The sequence below is a fragment of the Bacillus yapensis genome (genome assembly GCF_005280205.1).
Taxonomy (GTDB): Bacteria; Bacillota; Bacilli; order Bacillales; family Cytobacillaceae; genus Robertmurraya; species Robertmurraya yapensis.
The window spans coordinates 78748-92808 of sequence record NZ_SUND01000013.1; the positions used below are offsets into that span (position 1 = coordinate 78748).

Genomic DNA, 14061 nt, shown 5'->3' on the forward strand with positions numbered 1-14061 from the left:
TGGTATGTTAAATTATGAAGGTTATAACATCTATAACGTCTATGATGACTATAACAACTTATTCTGTATTACTATATTAAATCCCTTTAAAATTTATACAAATTTTTAGAAAATTTAAAAAGAGGGGGAACTTTTATGAGTCAACCTTTATATCAGCAAGTAGCTGATCAAATTAGAGAGCATATTCAAAATAATGTTTGGACAGATAAAATTCCTACTGAAAATGATTTGTGTAACCAGTTTGGAGTAAGTAGGATTACAGTACGTCGAGCTGTACAGGATCTATGTGAAGAAGGTCTCATTGAAAAAAGACATGGACTTGGAATGTTTGTAGGGAAGAACGACTATAAGTTATTAGGATCTGTATTAAGAGATCGTCTGTTTGATAAAAAACATATCGAGCACAAATTATTACAGGTCTCTCGTGATAAGAAACCCACTTTATTTATTAAAGAAATGTTAAAACTTAATTCAGAGGATAAGATGATTTACATGGAACGACTTGCTTTCCATAAAGGGGAACCTGTTGATTTTGAGAAGATTTGGATACCTGAACGATTAGATAATGGAAATCTCTTTGAAACCATTTCGAATTATGAATTGGTCATTCCTGCTTTGGAACACGCCGGAATAAGCATATCTAAGACTCGCTTGATGCTTGAACCTCGAGTAGTGGATGAAGATTTATCTATATTAAAGTTAGATAAAGGCTCACCCGTACTATTACTATGGAGGATAGCATTTGACCAAAATGAGAATCCAGTGGCACTTATTGAGCATCTCCTAACGAATAAGGGGTCTCAGAGTTTACTTCACTTTGATTTTCAGAACAATTAAGTAGAGAATGAACAAGGTATCATTAGGAGAGATAAAATGCTTTTTCAAAACGGTAAACTAGTAGTCCGAGAGTTAGAAAACAGGGATAATCATTTGTTAGCGAAATGGCTTTCTGACCCTAGAGTTCTTGAGTTTTATGAGGGAAGAGATAACCCATTTGATTTAGAAAAAGTGAATCAGACGTTTTATCAGCGAGAGAATGGTGTGGTCAGATGCATGGTTGAATTTGAAAATGTTGAGATTGGCTATATTCAGTTCTATCCAGTAGATGATGAAGAACGAGAGCTATATGGTTATGATGAAGTTCCGGATAGGATATATGGAATGGACCAGTTTATAGGGGAGCCTGAATACTGGAATCGAGGAATTGGTACAGCGCTTGTTTCATCTATGGTGGAGTATCTGTTGGAGCAGAAGCAAGCAGACAGAGTGGTGATGGATCCGCAAACTTGGAATGAACGGGCGATAAAATGTTACGAGAAATGCGGTTTTACAAGGGTGAAACTTTTACCAAAAAGAGAACTGCATGAGGGAAAGTATCGTGATTGCTGGTTAATAGAGTACGTAAAAATAGATAGATAATTATTTGAATTTTCGTTATAATAAACATGTAAATAAATGAACGGATAAAGGAGGGGATTCCCATGATAATTTTAAACTGTATAGCTTGTATGAATTACGATGGTGAAATCCCCCTTAACAAATGAATGTATTGGTATGAAAGGCCTTCGTAAATTTACGGAGGTCTTTTATTTTTGGGGTAACAATGAGGAGGAAAACATGGAAATTAGAGCATATCAAGAAAATGATGAAATCAGTTGGGTACGTTGTAGAGTCTTATCATTTTTGGACACTGCGTATTTTGATAATGTCCTTAAAGAAAAAGAAAAATACAACAATCCTGCAATTGAACTTGTGGCAATCGAAGATGAGCAAATGGTTGGGTTATTAGATGTTGAATATGAGCTTGAGGAAAGAACGGTCTGTTCCGGAGGCGAAGGATTAGGCGGGATGATTTGGCATATTGCGGTCCATCCTGATTATCGTAGAAGGGGAATAGCTGGTCAATTATTATATGAAGCTGAAAAGATAGCAAAAGAGAAGAGTTTGAATCGTTTAGAGGCTTGGACTCGGGATGATAATTGGGTGAATCAATGGTATCAAAAGAATGGTTTTCAGAATGTAGAATCCTATTTGCATGTATATCTTGAAGGCAGGGATGAAATGAAGGATGTATTAAAATCAGAAATCCCTGGGTTGTATCCAGTGCATGCTTTTGCTCATTATGTCGGCGAAGAAAAAGACACTATTAGAAAACGATTTAAACGGGTACATGAATGTATTTGTTATGAGAAAAAGTTGGAATAAGGATTTCTCCTTAAGGTGCACTTGCTTTGCGAGTGTGCCTTTTTGGAGTAATCAGACCGACTTTAATTTCGTTCAACTATTTTTCTATAAAAAATGATTGTTAGAAGGCAGATCAATGCTAATCCGATGAAAGTAAATATGAAGTAAAGTGGAGAGCTGCTGACCCCAAAAGCCACTTCACTTTGAAGTGTTTCTACTTCTACCCATCTATCTGAAATATCAGGTTTATAGTTCCTTGTTTTTATATAGCCTACAACCAAGACTCCGAATATGTAGATTAAATGAATTACAAAGGAAAAAATTAATGATTGAATAATAGGCTTCAATTAAACATACACCCTTTCATACCTTTATTTCCCATAATAAACCGTATAGGATATTTCAGCAAACAACATTCTTATAAAGAGCAATTAATGAATACCTCCAAAACAAAAGGTCACCATACACTAACCCAGTATGGCGACCTTTCTTCAAATCTACAATTCTCTTGCTACTTCACCCAACCATCAGCCACATCCTGATGCTCAGAAACCCATTTCTCGACTCCGGCCATTTCATCGCTTGCATCCTTAATCGCGGACTCTAAAGTCGCGAGGTCTGACAATGAAATTTTGAAATTAGAAATCCACTTTGCGACCTCGGGGTAATCATCTGCAAAGCCTTTGCGGCTGATTGATTGAAGTTCCTCGATTCCATTCGGGTTCATCATGTTTTGTGGGTCTTCTAAATAACGTAGGTTATACGCTTCGAATGCCCAGTGAGGGCGCCACAATGTGACAACAATCGGTTTTTGATCAGCGACAGCTTTTTCAAGCTCAGCTAACATAGCGGGTGTACTGCTTTCTACTAAAGTCCAATCATCCAATCCGTACTTTGGCATAGCCTCTCTTGAAAGTCTCATCAATCCTGCACCAGGTTCAATTCCAACAATCTTACTGTCTAAGTCGCTAGCCAAATCCTTCACTTCCTCAATTGACTGTATATCCATGTAATCTGGTACAGCCAGTCCATTGTCAGCCTCGTCGTACCAGGTACCAAGCACCTCTAAATCCTTACCGTAATCCTCCATATAAGTAGAGTGGGTTGACGGCATCCATACGTCTAAAAATAAATCAATGCTTCCTTGCGCAACACCAGTGAAAACAGGGGCAACATCCGCTAACGTTGCATTGACTTTGTAGCCTTTTTCCTCTAAAAGATACTTCCATAAATAGGTGACAGCCACGTCTTCATCCCAGGGAATATAACCAATCTTAATTTCTTTTGATTTATCCACTGTTTCTGAAGCTTCCTCTGGTTTCTCTCCTTCACTGCTGGATGTCCCACTCGACTCATTGTTACCACAGGCAGTCAATACTAGCATTAACATGAGCACAATCAAAAAGCTCGTTTTTTTCAACCCTTCCAACTCCAATCTTTACTTAATTTTCTACGATATATTTGCTTTTTTCTGCGCTGAAAAATTTGTCATTCTGTCCAAAATAATAGCGATGATAACAACGGATATTCCTCCGATGAAGCCTAAGCCAACATCAAGTAAACTAATGCTTCTTAGCACTTCTGCACCTAATCCACCCGCTCCAACCATCGATGAGATAACGACCATCGACAGAGACAGCATGATTACTTGATTCACTCCTGACATAATCATTGGAAAAGCAAGGGGTAATTGAACCTTAAAGAGCTTTTGCCATTCAGTAGCTCCAAAAGCTTCTGCTGCTTCTAAAGTGGTATGCGGAACTTGCTGCAAACCTAATAATGTTAGGCGGACAGCTGGAGGCATGGCGAAAATGAAAGTGGCAATTAGTGCAGTTACATTTCCCAATCCAAAAAGGATGACAGCAGGAATCAAATAGACGAAGGCAGGCATTGTCTGCATAATATCCAGAAGTGGGATGACAATGGCTTTTATCCGATCAAAACGGTGGGCAAGGATTCCAAGGGGGATCCCAAATAGTAGAGATATAATCGTCGAGGCAAGGACAAGCGATAACGTTAACATAGATGCTTGCCATAGTCCTAAGTTCATAATCAGAAACAAGCCAAAAGCGGTAAATGCAGCAATCTTCCAATTGGTCAGCCACCAAGAGAGTCCGACAATCAAAAACAGCATGACGAGGGGAGGCGGTAGCATCAAAAGCCATTCTAAACTATCGATGACACTTGAAATCATTGTATTAATCACATCAAAAACAACGGAAAAGCTCTCGGTCAAATAATCAATAAAATCATTTGACCAATCATCTAAAGGAATACGGGGAATGCCAGTGATCGCCATTGTCATCTTTGGGACACCTCCTTTTGAAGAACTTCATTAACATTTCCAGAATCCACATCGATCTGTTCGGTTAAACTAGCAATCAACGAATCTTTATCAATCTGCCCAATTAAACGGTTTTGTTCATTAACGACAGCTACTGGTAACTGACGATTCACTAATAGGGGAATGACTTCACGTAACGCAACAGCAGGATGAACACACATCGGCCGCTCAAGCTTCACGTTCGTTAAATCCTGCTTGTGAAACTCAACGAGTTCTACGACTCTTTCAATCGGCAGTGCACCTATTAACGTTTGCATCTCGTTTACAACAAGGATCGATGATCGTTTTTTCGCTTTCATTCTCCGTAAAACAACCTGAGGAGATTCATGCTCAAGGGCGAACACATCTACAGTGCTCATCGCACTTTTCGCCTGACGGATTTTACTATAATCCACATCCTGCACTAGTTTTTTCACATATTCGGTAGCCGGTTGGCTTAGAATATACTCAGCAGTTCCAATTTGGACAATCTCTCCATCCTTCATAACGGCAGCTCGTTGTCCAAGGGTTAATGCCTCATCTAAATCATGGGTTACAAAGATAACAGTCTTATGAATTTCATCTTGTATATCAAGGAATAATTTTTGCATTTCACGCCGAATAAGGGGGTCTAATGCAGAAAAGGGTTCATCCATTAATAAAATTTCTTGGTTAGATGCCAGTGCCCGTGCTAATCCTACCCGTTGTTGCATTCCACCTGATAATTCATGGATTCTTTTGTAGGCTTGACCATTAAGCCCAACTAACTCCATGGCATCTCGCCCTTTTTTATCGCGCATATGGGCTGGGATGCCATTAATCTCTAATCCAAATGTAATATTCTCAAGAACCGTGCGATTAGGGAGTAGGCCAACATTTTGAAAAACCATCCCCATCTTATTTCGACGAATGTGCTGCAGTTGCTTTTTTCCCAGGTGAGCAATGTCGTCGTTCTCCAAATACACCATTCCTTCGGTAGGGGGGATGAGACCATTCAAACATCGAAGGAGTGTGGACTTACCACTACCAGACAATCCAATTAAGACGAAGGTTTCTCCTTGTTTTACTTCAAAAGAAGCATCGAGTATCGCCACGGTTGTTTTTGTTTCAACCTCGACTTCGTCTTTATTTTTTCCAGACCTTCGCAATTCAAGAGCCTTATCTTTTTCCTTTCCAAAGGTTTTTGAAACATTTTCAACACGTATGAGAGCATCTTTCGATTTACTCATCCGCATCACTCCCTTCTAAGAAATGGAGTGGAGGACTGGTTGACAAGTTCAAGCCTCGCCAACCAGAACTTCACTATTTACCGGCTAATCCGATTGCTTCAAGGACATAGTTATAAAAAACAGATACATGCTGTTCAACAGGGACTAAGACGCCTCCATTTTTGTAGGCTTTAGAACCCATATTTTCCTGACACCATTCACAAGCGACAAAGTCCTGTTCATTGGTGCGGTGGAATAGTTCAACCGCATCAGATGGATCAAAATCAGGCTTCGCGATTTCGTCTGGGTCAAACAACCAGTCACAAATGACTTTAGAATGGTCCGCAGATATAGGAATGATTCGATGGATGATGATATGATCAGGCGTTAAATTTATGAACACATGAGGAAGAATTGTCATTCCGAAATAGAGACGGTCATCCTCAGGTAACAAGCCTTTTAATTTTGGACGTTCCTTTTTTCCGCTGATCGAAAAAGAGTGCAAGTCGTCACGTAATTCTGCACCAGTGCCAATCCCGTTTTGAGTGCCGACGCCACTTTTAAAAGATGGGAAGGCAGCCGTTAATTCTGGATGAATGGCAGAACAGTGATAGCATTCCTGGAAGTTTTCTACGATTAGCTTCCAATTGGCTTTCACTTCATATTCTTTGCTGTGAGCTACCTTCAAGCTAGCAAGGTTGTAGCGAGCAAAGGTATCTAGTTCACCAAATCGAAGAAGAATTTGTGTATCCAATTGCTGTTCAATTGGTCTAGGATTCTCGGAAAAACTGAGCCAAATCAGGCCATGCCATGTTCGTACATGGATGGATTCTAAGGCATACGCAGGTTTGTTCACTAATTCTTCTTTGAATTCTGTTGTGTTTGGGACGCTTAACAAATTCCCATCCAGTCCATAGCTCCAGGAGTGATAAGGACATTGAAGGACTGCCCTTTTTCCACATGGATCCGTGCAAAGCTTAGCTCCGCGATGGCGGCATACATTTAAGAAAGCACGAAGAACGTAATCCTTTCCTCGGACGATGACAATATTTTCACCTTCCACATTCAGCGTGATGTATTGGCCAGCTTCAGCCACATCGCATTCATAGCCAACAAAAATCCATTCCTTCGAATAAATATGTTCCTTTTCTAAAGCGAAAATTTCAGAAGATGTGTATAGGGGACCTTTTAAGGTTGGCTTCATATTACTCAATTCGTTAACAGCACTGTTTTCTAACACCATTTCGGATCCCTCCAAAATTATTGATACGCGAAGCGTTTTGGACTGAATAAATCAATCGGGTGGTTCGTTTTTCCATGGATGGCTAAGTCGGCTAAAATTTCGCCTACGACACTCGCAAACTTAAATCCGTGTCCAGAGAATCCTGCTGCCACTGATACTTGCGGATGATTTGGATGAGTGGAAATAACAAAATGTTCATCTGCAGTATTGGTATACATGCATGTTTTTCCTTGTAAAAATCGTCCGTTCAACGATGGGATGAATTGAGCTAGATACTCCCGAATCAATTCCACTTCATTTGTGTAAACGTTTCGATCAATGGTTTGAGGGGTACAAGGCTTGCCTTTTCGAAAAAAGGCGACCTTCGCTCCTTCAGCGCCTATGCCGAATGAAGGGAAGCCGTATAATTGAACACCGTCATCGCCTTCCCAAATATAGATTGGATGCTTGCCAACGCGATAGGGCTCTATGCCTCCAATCGGTTCAAAGAACATTTGAATATGACGCTCAACTTCAAGGCTCACACCAAGATTTTGTAAAAGCTGTGGGGCCCACGCACCTGCAGAAATGATCAGCTTACCAGCTTCATAGGTTCCGTGTGTAGTGACCACTTTTACACCATCACCTGAAGGGTTCGCTTCCCATGAAACAACAGGTTCAAAGAAGTGGAGCTCGGCACCTTGTATTTCAGCTTGCTGGAGGTGGGTATAGACACTAAGTTCAGGTCTGACAAAACCAGCTTTTTTCTCATAAAGCGCGATATGATGAGGTTCTGGAGTAAAAGCAGGGAATCTGCTACGAATGTCACTTGAGTCCAACACCTCATACGAGAGACCCCATTGTTTCGCGCTACCGATACTGCCAGAAACGGTTAGACTATCTGGCGGACCAAACATCAATCCACCTGTCACGATGAGGATATCCTCGCCACTTTCTTTTTCAATTTCCTCCCATAGCTCGTAGGAACGTAGCAATAGTGGAACGTAAGAAGGGTCTTCAAAGTATGCTTGACGGATAATGCGTGAACCACCGTGACTCGATCCTTGGTCATGAGCGGGACCGAATTGATCAATCCCAAGTACTTTCTGTCCTCGTTTTGCCAATTGATAAGCGGCGGTACTACCCATTGCCCCAAGTCCAATGACAATCACATCAAAATTATTCATCTTGTCACTCCTTCGACTTTTATAATGGATGGTTCACTATCAGCGTCATAGCATTGACCAAAATATTCAATTTGAACAGGCTTATTTACCACTGCAGGATTCACGAGTGCAATCACTACACATCTTCCAAGCTCATACGAATATCCCGCACTTGTGACAAATCCGACTACTTGGTCCTCAACGAACACGGGCTCATATCCCATTACGACGATGGAGGGATCATCAAAAATGTACTTCGTAGAAACGAAATTTGGACCTTGTTCCTGACGGGTAATTAAAGCTGGCTTTCCGATAAAATCGGTTTTGCTTACATCGACCATTGATTCAAGTCCGATTTCAAATGGGTCATGCTCGCTCCAATAATCCTTGCCGCATTTAACGGAAAAAGCTTCGATTCGTAAATGTTCAAGGGCACGCTTACCAGCAGGAACGATATGATAAGAATCACCAGCATTCATGAGTTCATCCCATAGTGTGAGTCCTTGATCTGATGTGGTCGTGAAAGAATAAAGTTCCAAGTCTCCTAGCTTTGTAAAATAGGAGAGTACGTTTGCCGTACCGATATAAAATGCCTTCACTTGATTTGGTTCGTCAAACACCTGATCAAAAGCATCGACGACAAATTTAGCTTTCGGACCAATGAGCTGCAGTTCGCATGTACCTGAACTCAAGTCGACGATTTGAATATCTGTAAAGCTTCGGGCCTTTTTTTCAATCCAGCTTGCTTCCGTTGCACCCGAGCATAGTACTGTGAATTTTGCTAGATCTAGGCGAATCACCGTTAACTCATCCTTAATTCCACCTAATTCATGGAGCATTAATGTTTTCGTGACTTGGCCGATTGGGATGTCAATATTGCTGGTCGTGAGTTGCTGAAAAAATGGAATAACGCCTTTTCCGCTTATTTCCAATCTCTTTTTCTCAGCTGTTACATCAAAGAGGGCAGTATGTGCTTTGGCGTGTAATTGTTCTGCTTCGACAATTGGGGACCAATGCTTGGCAGCCCAGCCTGTGCGATGATGAAGTGTTTTTTTATATGAGGATAAAAGGGTTTGATTGATCATGTACCATTGTGGTTGCTCCCAGCCTGACTTTTCATTGAAAACGCCACCCAATTCTTTCTGACGCCCAAAATACGGTGTCAGGCGCATATCTCGGGAAGAAGATGAAGCCTCGTAAGGATGGTGAATATCATAAACTGTTGCATAGTTTTCAATCGAACGCGATTTATAATAAAAAGGGCTTTGAGCGTACGTATCAAAACGATTGATATCGCATAATTCCAAGTCAAGTGTTGGAGCACCATTTACAATCCATTCAGCGACGGATTTGGCGATACCGGCAGAATGGGTGACCCAGATGGCTTCTGCGACCCAAAAACCTTGTACCTTTGATTCCCCTAATAGAGGCATGCCGTCAGGAGTAAAGGAGAAGATCCCATTGATGCCTTTCTTGAGACCTGTATCTTTCAAGGTTGGAAGGAGCTTTTGGGCATCCTGCCATGGCTTTTCAAAATCCTCTTGTGTAAAAGGTTTAACTGAAGGCATGTCTTTCGTTTCACCGTATTTTGTAATATTACTTACTTCAACTGGCAGTGGACGGTGCTGATAGGAGCCAATTCCAATGCCGTTGAATAATTGGCGGTAATACAAGGCACTGTCTTGATGGCGGAGCATTGGTAAACTAATTTCATCTGTTTCATTCGCTAATTCTGGTAAATCCTCTGTGACCACATATTGATGGGCCATTGGCTGAAGGGGGATGGTTACGCCCACCATTTCTCCGATTCGTGGACCCCAGAATCCAGCACAGCAAATGACAATGTCTGCTTCAAATCGTCCCGCCGTCGTCTCCACAGCTTTTACTTGATTATTAATAATTTCAACATCCGTCACTTCTGTCCGGCCGTAAAATTGAACACCACAAGACTTTGAGAATTCCGCCATTTTATCGACTGCTCTTAGCGGCTTAGCAATGCCGTCGGTAGCAACATAGAGACCACCTAGAATTTGCGTTGGATCGAGCAAGGGATTTTTTTTCGCACATTCATCAGGGGACAAAATCACAGCTTCGACACCCCAGGATTTGGCGACACCCGCTTTACGCTTTAAATCTTCTAATCTCTCAGGCGTGTTGGCCAATTCAATGCTTCCAACTGGATGATAAGTAGGAAACTCAGGGCTGTTCAGCTCTTGGAACACTTCCACCGTTTGATTCGCAAAAACGGTCATTAGCTTTGAAAAATTAAGCTGGAACACAAGACCTGGTGCATGGGAGGTAGAACCGCCTGTTTCAAACAATGGTCCCTGTTCAATGACGGTAATATTGTTTTGCCCCAATTTGCTTAAGAAATAGGCGAGACTGCTGCCGACTACACCAGCTCCAATAATGATAATCTTTTTTTGCTCCATCGATTTATTCACCCTTTCTATTGGCTGGGTATGTTGTCACATTTTCTGACGAAATCTCTTTTGGTGACGTTAACTAACTTTACATGTATGATAATTCATCAATCTTTCTTCCACAATCGTTCGTCTATGCCTAATTTTTGATGTTTCCACTATGTGAAAATTGGATGCTGTGCACAATTGTGGACGGAAACATGTCTTTGTTGTATTAGGGTGTAGAGGAAACAACCTCTAGATCAAAGGCAATTTGAATCCAAAATTGCAACTTCACTGAATGAAGGCTTGCCCCCAGCAACTGCTCAATCCGATCAATTCGATAGCGTAGCGTATTCCGGTGAATATGAAGCTGCTTTGCTGAAAGCTCTCGATTATACTGATTTCGATTGAGACACCGCAATGTTTCATAAAAAGTCTTCCCTTGCTCTGTAAAAAACTCTTTTGGCAATATCAAATTCCGTAATGTGCTTGCCTTTAGCGGGTCGAAGGAGCCATAGAGCATAATTTCGCGACGGTATCGATCCGCGTAAAAGAGCTCTTCATTCGGATCGGAAAGATGGACAAGTGTATGAAGCTGAACAGCTTCTTGATAACTATCCTTTAGTAAAAAAGGATTTGTTTTGACACCTCCAATGAGTAAAAACGCATGGAAATGGTCATATAATTCTTTTTGTAATTTCATGAGTCCTTCTTTTATAAGAGCAAAGTCTCCATCAAACGTTAAAACAAACAGGATTTTCCCTTCAAATCTTTCAAAAAAACCAGATATGTATGTGCTAGTGATTACCCAGTTCTTACATTGGGTGTAGAGGATTTCGCATTTTGTTGAGTCGAGTTCATTAGCAGAAGTAATATATCCGCTGAACCAATTGCTTTGTGCATGAATGCCAAGCTGATTGATTTTTTCATGAATGAGTACCGAGGCAATTTTGGGATTATCAAGGATGAGCTCCAATAGCTCGGCCTGAAATTGTCTGGTTTTCGCTACTTTATCTTTTTCTAGTAAAATAAGTTCTTTTAGCAAAGGAAGCGTATGTTGAACTGTCCGAATCTTACTTTGAGTGATCTTCTGTGTTTCACAATAGAGCCATATTGTTCCGTGATATTCACTTTCATCTTGGATGGGAAGACCTATGAACTCCTGTTGTTCATTAGGAATTCGGATGATTGGGGCATTGTTCTGTGGAAGCAAATGGTGAATGTTCGATGATAGAGTTGTCGTCATTTTTGCTAGATTAATACTCTTGCTATTAGCTGAAATGGATTGGATGATGATCTGATTCGCCGAATCTGTTATGAGAATCGGACATCGATAATTTTGTGATAGGGCATCGGCTATTTCTTTGAGGGAGGGTGCTGTTTTAAATAGCTGTTGAAACTCTGATGGAATTTGACTTACCGATTCTTCTTTTTGAAATTGTCGTTTCAAGATTTCTTGGTGAATTTTTCGCGTAACCTTTACAAAAGGTACCTCAAAAGGAACCTCCAAAATCGGAATGGCATATTTTTCTCCGAATTGAAGAACGGTATGGGGACATTCATTGAGATAACGACCAGTTGCAAAAATGATACCTGCGATTTGATGGGAGAGAAACATGTTCAGGATTCTGCTTTGCTCGTTCAAATCCTCGGGCCAGATTTGTCCACAAGTTAAAAGGAGCTCGCCGCCTTCTAAAAAATAACCGACATCGTCATGATCAATCACATGTACCCAACGAACATTACGACCTAAGCCATTCCTTCCCGTATGCACGATGGCACTCTGCAGCTCTGGTAAATTGAGAATCTCGTTCATCGTAATCAAGTAAAATCCCCCCTCATTTTGAAATGTAGCCGTCCTACTTCAAAATATTTTATATACATAATACTTTAATCTTTTTATATGAAGAAGATTTCTTGTCAGATATATTGACAAGGAATTATTATTGCGATTATTTCCAAAATTCACAAATAGGTATTGAAATTAATGGGAGAATTATATAAAATCAATGTAAACGATTACACATTTTCATTGCTGATTAAGTGCTACAAGATAACCTAGGGTACGAACATTCCTATTTTATTGTCTTGAATACAAACCATTAGCAATTATGTAAACGTTTACACATGTAATTGAGCGTCCCTTAACAGCAACATCTAGATGAATTACATCATCATAATTTTATAAATTCTTTTTCTGAAAAAGGGGGAATTTTTGGAGAGGTATCTTTTGAAATCGCTTGTAAAACATTTATCTAGGGGGAAATGAAATGAAGATTTGGAAATTATTTTCGATTTTAAGTATTGCTTTAATCCTATTGTTTCAAGCAGGCTGTAGTGACTCATCGTCATCATCTTCAGGAGAAAAAGATGGTGTTGTCACATTGAAGTTTTGGGATATGCACACTGATGCAGAAAAGGCATTTTTTGAGGATTTAGTGAAGGAGTATAATGCGGCAAATGAAGGAAAAGTGAAAATCGAATATACCGCATTTAATCAAAGTGACTACTCCAACACAAAATTACCAGTCGCTTTTGCAAATGATGAAGGACCAGATGTGTTCATGGTTAGCCCTGGGGATTTCACAAAATATGCTGAGTCCAATATTTTAGCTGACTTGAATTCCTATTTTCCAGAAGGAGCAAAAGAAGACTTTCTTCCAGCATCGATTGAAGCTGTCACTTACGATGATAAAGTACTTGCCCTTCCATATGAATTAGAATTACTTGGTTTATACTACAACAAAAAAATGCTTGCTGATGCAGGAGTTGAAGTTCCAAAAACTTGGGATGAATTAAAATCAGCGGCAGAAAAATTAACAACTTCAGATGTAGCGGGACTTGTTTTACCAACAGATAAAGCAGCTTATCTGAACTTTATTTGGTATCCGTTCTTATGGCAGCAAGGTGGAAATGTGTTAAATGAGGATGGCACAAAGTCTACATTTAATTCGCCTGAAGTGGCAAAAGCATTGGATTATTGGGGTTCCTTTTTCCAAGACGGGCAAGCACCTTCCAAATTACAGTACGGTCCTTGGGACGCTGGCAATTTAGGTACAGGTAGTGCGGCAATGTCCATTGTTGGTACATGGTTAGTTCCAGTTTTAGAAAAGGATTATGCGGATACTGAATTTGGTCTTGCACCAATTCCAGTCCCAGAAGGTGGAAAGCCAGCAACAGATGCTGGTGGTTGGAAAATGGCTGTTAACGCCAATAGTGAACATGTAGATGAAGCAGCGAAATTCATTATGTGGTGCTTTGCTGAAGATAAATCTCGTCCATTGAAGTGGGCAACTGAAGTTAAATTTGCTTACTCTCCAAGAATCTCTGTTGTTGAAGAAGGGCAAGCAATCTACGATAAAGGATTGCGTAAAGTCTTCACGGAAGAAATCTATGATTCTGCTATTCCAGAACCACGTTTTGGTCCAGAAATTGTAGACGCGGTAGGAGAAGCGATGCAGCAGGTTATGTTCGGCGATGTTTCTGGTGAGGACGCGGCTGAAGAAGCTCATAAGAAAATTGAAGAAGCATTAAACAAATAATCTTTTTTTCG

At 40.4% G+C, this 14061-nt stretch carries 11 protein-coding genes; 4 read left to right on the forward strand and 7 right to left on the reverse strand.

The features are described from left to right. The first annotated feature begins 135 nt into the window (after positions 1-135). The 3 genes from FAR12_RS23995 (at position 136) to FAR12_RS15680 (ending at position 2205) form a co-directional block, all read left to right on the forward strand. Positions 136-837 (forward strand): GntR family transcriptional regulator, encoded by a 702-nt coding sequence (locus FAR12_RS23995; protein ID WP_126409716.1) that lies wholly within the window; start codon positions 136-138, stop codon positions 835-837. Between the two features lie 36 nt (positions 838-873). Beyond that, on the forward strand, positions 874-1419 hold the full coding sequence (locus FAR12_RS15675; protein ID WP_126409717.1) for a GNAT family N-acetyltransferase: 546 nt from the start codon (positions 874-876) through the stop codon (positions 1417-1419). Between the two features lie 198 nt (positions 1420-1617). Further along, positions 1618-2205 (forward strand): GNAT family N-acetyltransferase, encoded by a 588-nt coding sequence (locus FAR12_RS15680; protein ID WP_126409718.1) that lies wholly within the window; start codon positions 1618-1620, stop codon positions 2203-2205. 490 nt (positions 2206-2695) lie between these two features. Here the strand turns inward: FAR12_RS15680 and FAR12_RS15690 are convergent, their stop codons facing one another. The 7 genes from FAR12_RS15690 to FAR12_RS15720 all read right to left on the reverse strand — a co-directional run bounded on the left by FAR12_RS15690 (position 2696) and on the right by FAR12_RS15720 (position 12324). Next, positions 2696-3574 carry a glycine betaine ABC transporter substrate-binding protein gene (locus tag FAR12_RS15690; protein WP_246010411.1) on the reverse strand — a complete coding sequence of 293 codons (879 nt, stop codon included), beginning with the start codon at positions 3572-3574 and terminating at the stop codon, positions 2696-2698. A gap of 60 nt (positions 3575-3634) precedes the next feature. After that, complete coding sequence (locus FAR12_RS15695) at positions 3635-4489, reverse strand: ABC transporter permease (protein WP_126409723.1); 855 nt, start codon at positions 4487-4489, stop codon at positions 3635-3637. Next, positions 4486-5736, reverse strand: a complete 1251-nt coding sequence (locus tag FAR12_RS15700) for a quaternary amine ABC transporter ATP-binding protein (RefSeq protein WP_246010412.1) — start codon at positions 5734-5736, stop codon at positions 4486-4488. The genes FAR12_RS15695 and FAR12_RS15700 overlap by 4 nt, the downstream gene beginning before the upstream one ends. 73 nt (positions 5737-5809) lie before the next feature. After that, positions 5810-6958, reverse strand: coding sequence for an aromatic ring-hydroxylating oxygenase subunit alpha (locus FAR12_RS15705; RefSeq protein ID WP_126409727.1), 1149 nt, complete (start codon positions 6956-6958; stop codon positions 5810-5812). Positions 6959-6975: 17 nt separating this feature from the next. Next, entirely contained in the window at positions 6976-8124 is a 1149-nt protein-coding gene (gene solA, locus FAR12_RS15710) for an N-methyl-L-tryptophan oxidase (protein WP_126409729.1), read from the reverse strand. Continuing rightward, the gene (locus FAR12_RS15715) at positions 8121-10535 is read right to left on the reverse strand and encodes an FAD-dependent oxidoreductase (protein ID WP_126409730.1); all 2415 of its coding nucleotides are present in this window, start codon (positions 10533-10535) and stop codon (positions 8121-8123) included. The genes solA and FAR12_RS15715 overlap by 4 nt, the downstream gene beginning before the upstream one ends. Before the next feature lie 205 nt (positions 10536-10740). After that, positions 10741-12324 carry a PucR family transcriptional regulator gene (locus FAR12_RS15720; RefSeq protein WP_246010414.1) on the reverse strand — a complete coding sequence of 528 codons (1584 nt, stop codon included), beginning with the start codon at positions 12322-12324 and terminating at the stop codon, positions 10741-10743. Positions 12325-12778: 454 nt separating this feature from the next. Between FAR12_RS15720 and FAR12_RS15725 the strand changes: the two genes are divergently transcribed. Then, complete coding sequence (locus tag FAR12_RS15725; protein WP_126409734.1) at positions 12779-14050, forward strand: ABC transporter substrate-binding protein; 1272 nt, start codon at positions 12779-12781, stop codon at positions 14048-14050. Positions 14051-14061: the final 11 nt, after the last annotated feature.

Excerpts from the sequence above, each read along its gene's own strand:
- FAR12_RS15680 (WP_126409718.1), top strand. The coding sequence starts at position 1,618 with ATGGAAATTAGAGCATATCAAGAAAATGATGAAATCAGTTGGGTACGT.
- FAR12_RS23995 (WP_126409716.1), top strand. The coding sequence starts at position 136 with ATGAGTCAACCTTTATATCAGCAAGTAGCTGATCAAATTAGAGAGCAT.
- FAR12_RS15725 (WP_126409734.1), top strand. The coding sequence starts at position 12,779 with ATGAAGATTTGGAAATTATTTTCGATTTTAAGTATTGCTTTAATCCTA.
- FAR12_RS15720 (WP_246010414.1), bottom strand. The coding sequence starts at position 12,324 with ATGAACGAGATTCTCAATTTACCAGAGCTGCAGAGTGCCATCGTGCAT.
- solA (WP_126409729.1), bottom strand. The coding sequence starts at position 8,124 with ATGAATAATTTTGATGTGATTGTCATTGGACTTGGGGCAATGGGTAGT.
- FAR12_RS15700 (WP_246010412.1), bottom strand. The coding sequence starts at position 5,736 with ATGAGTAAATCGAAAGATGCTCTCATACGTGTTGAAAATGTTTCAAAA.
- FAR12_RS15695 (WP_126409723.1), bottom strand. The coding sequence starts at position 4,489 with ATGACAATGGCGATCACTGGCATTCCCCGTATTCCTTTAGATGATTGG.
- FAR12_RS15705 (WP_126409727.1), bottom strand. The coding sequence starts at position 6,958 with ATGGTGTTAGAAAACAGTGCTGTTAACGAATTGAGTAATATGAAGCCA.
- FAR12_RS15715 (WP_126409730.1), bottom strand. The coding sequence starts at position 10,535 with ATGGAGCAAAAAAAGATTATCATTATTGGAGCTGGTGTAGTCGGCAGC.
- FAR12_RS15690 (WP_246010411.1), bottom strand. The coding sequence starts at position 3,574 with ATGTTAATGCTAGTATTGACTGCCTGTGGTAACAATGAGTCGAGTGGG.
- FAR12_RS15675 (WP_126409717.1), top strand. The coding sequence starts at position 874 with ATGCTTTTTCAAAACGGTAAACTAGTAGTCCGAGAGTTAGAAAACAGG.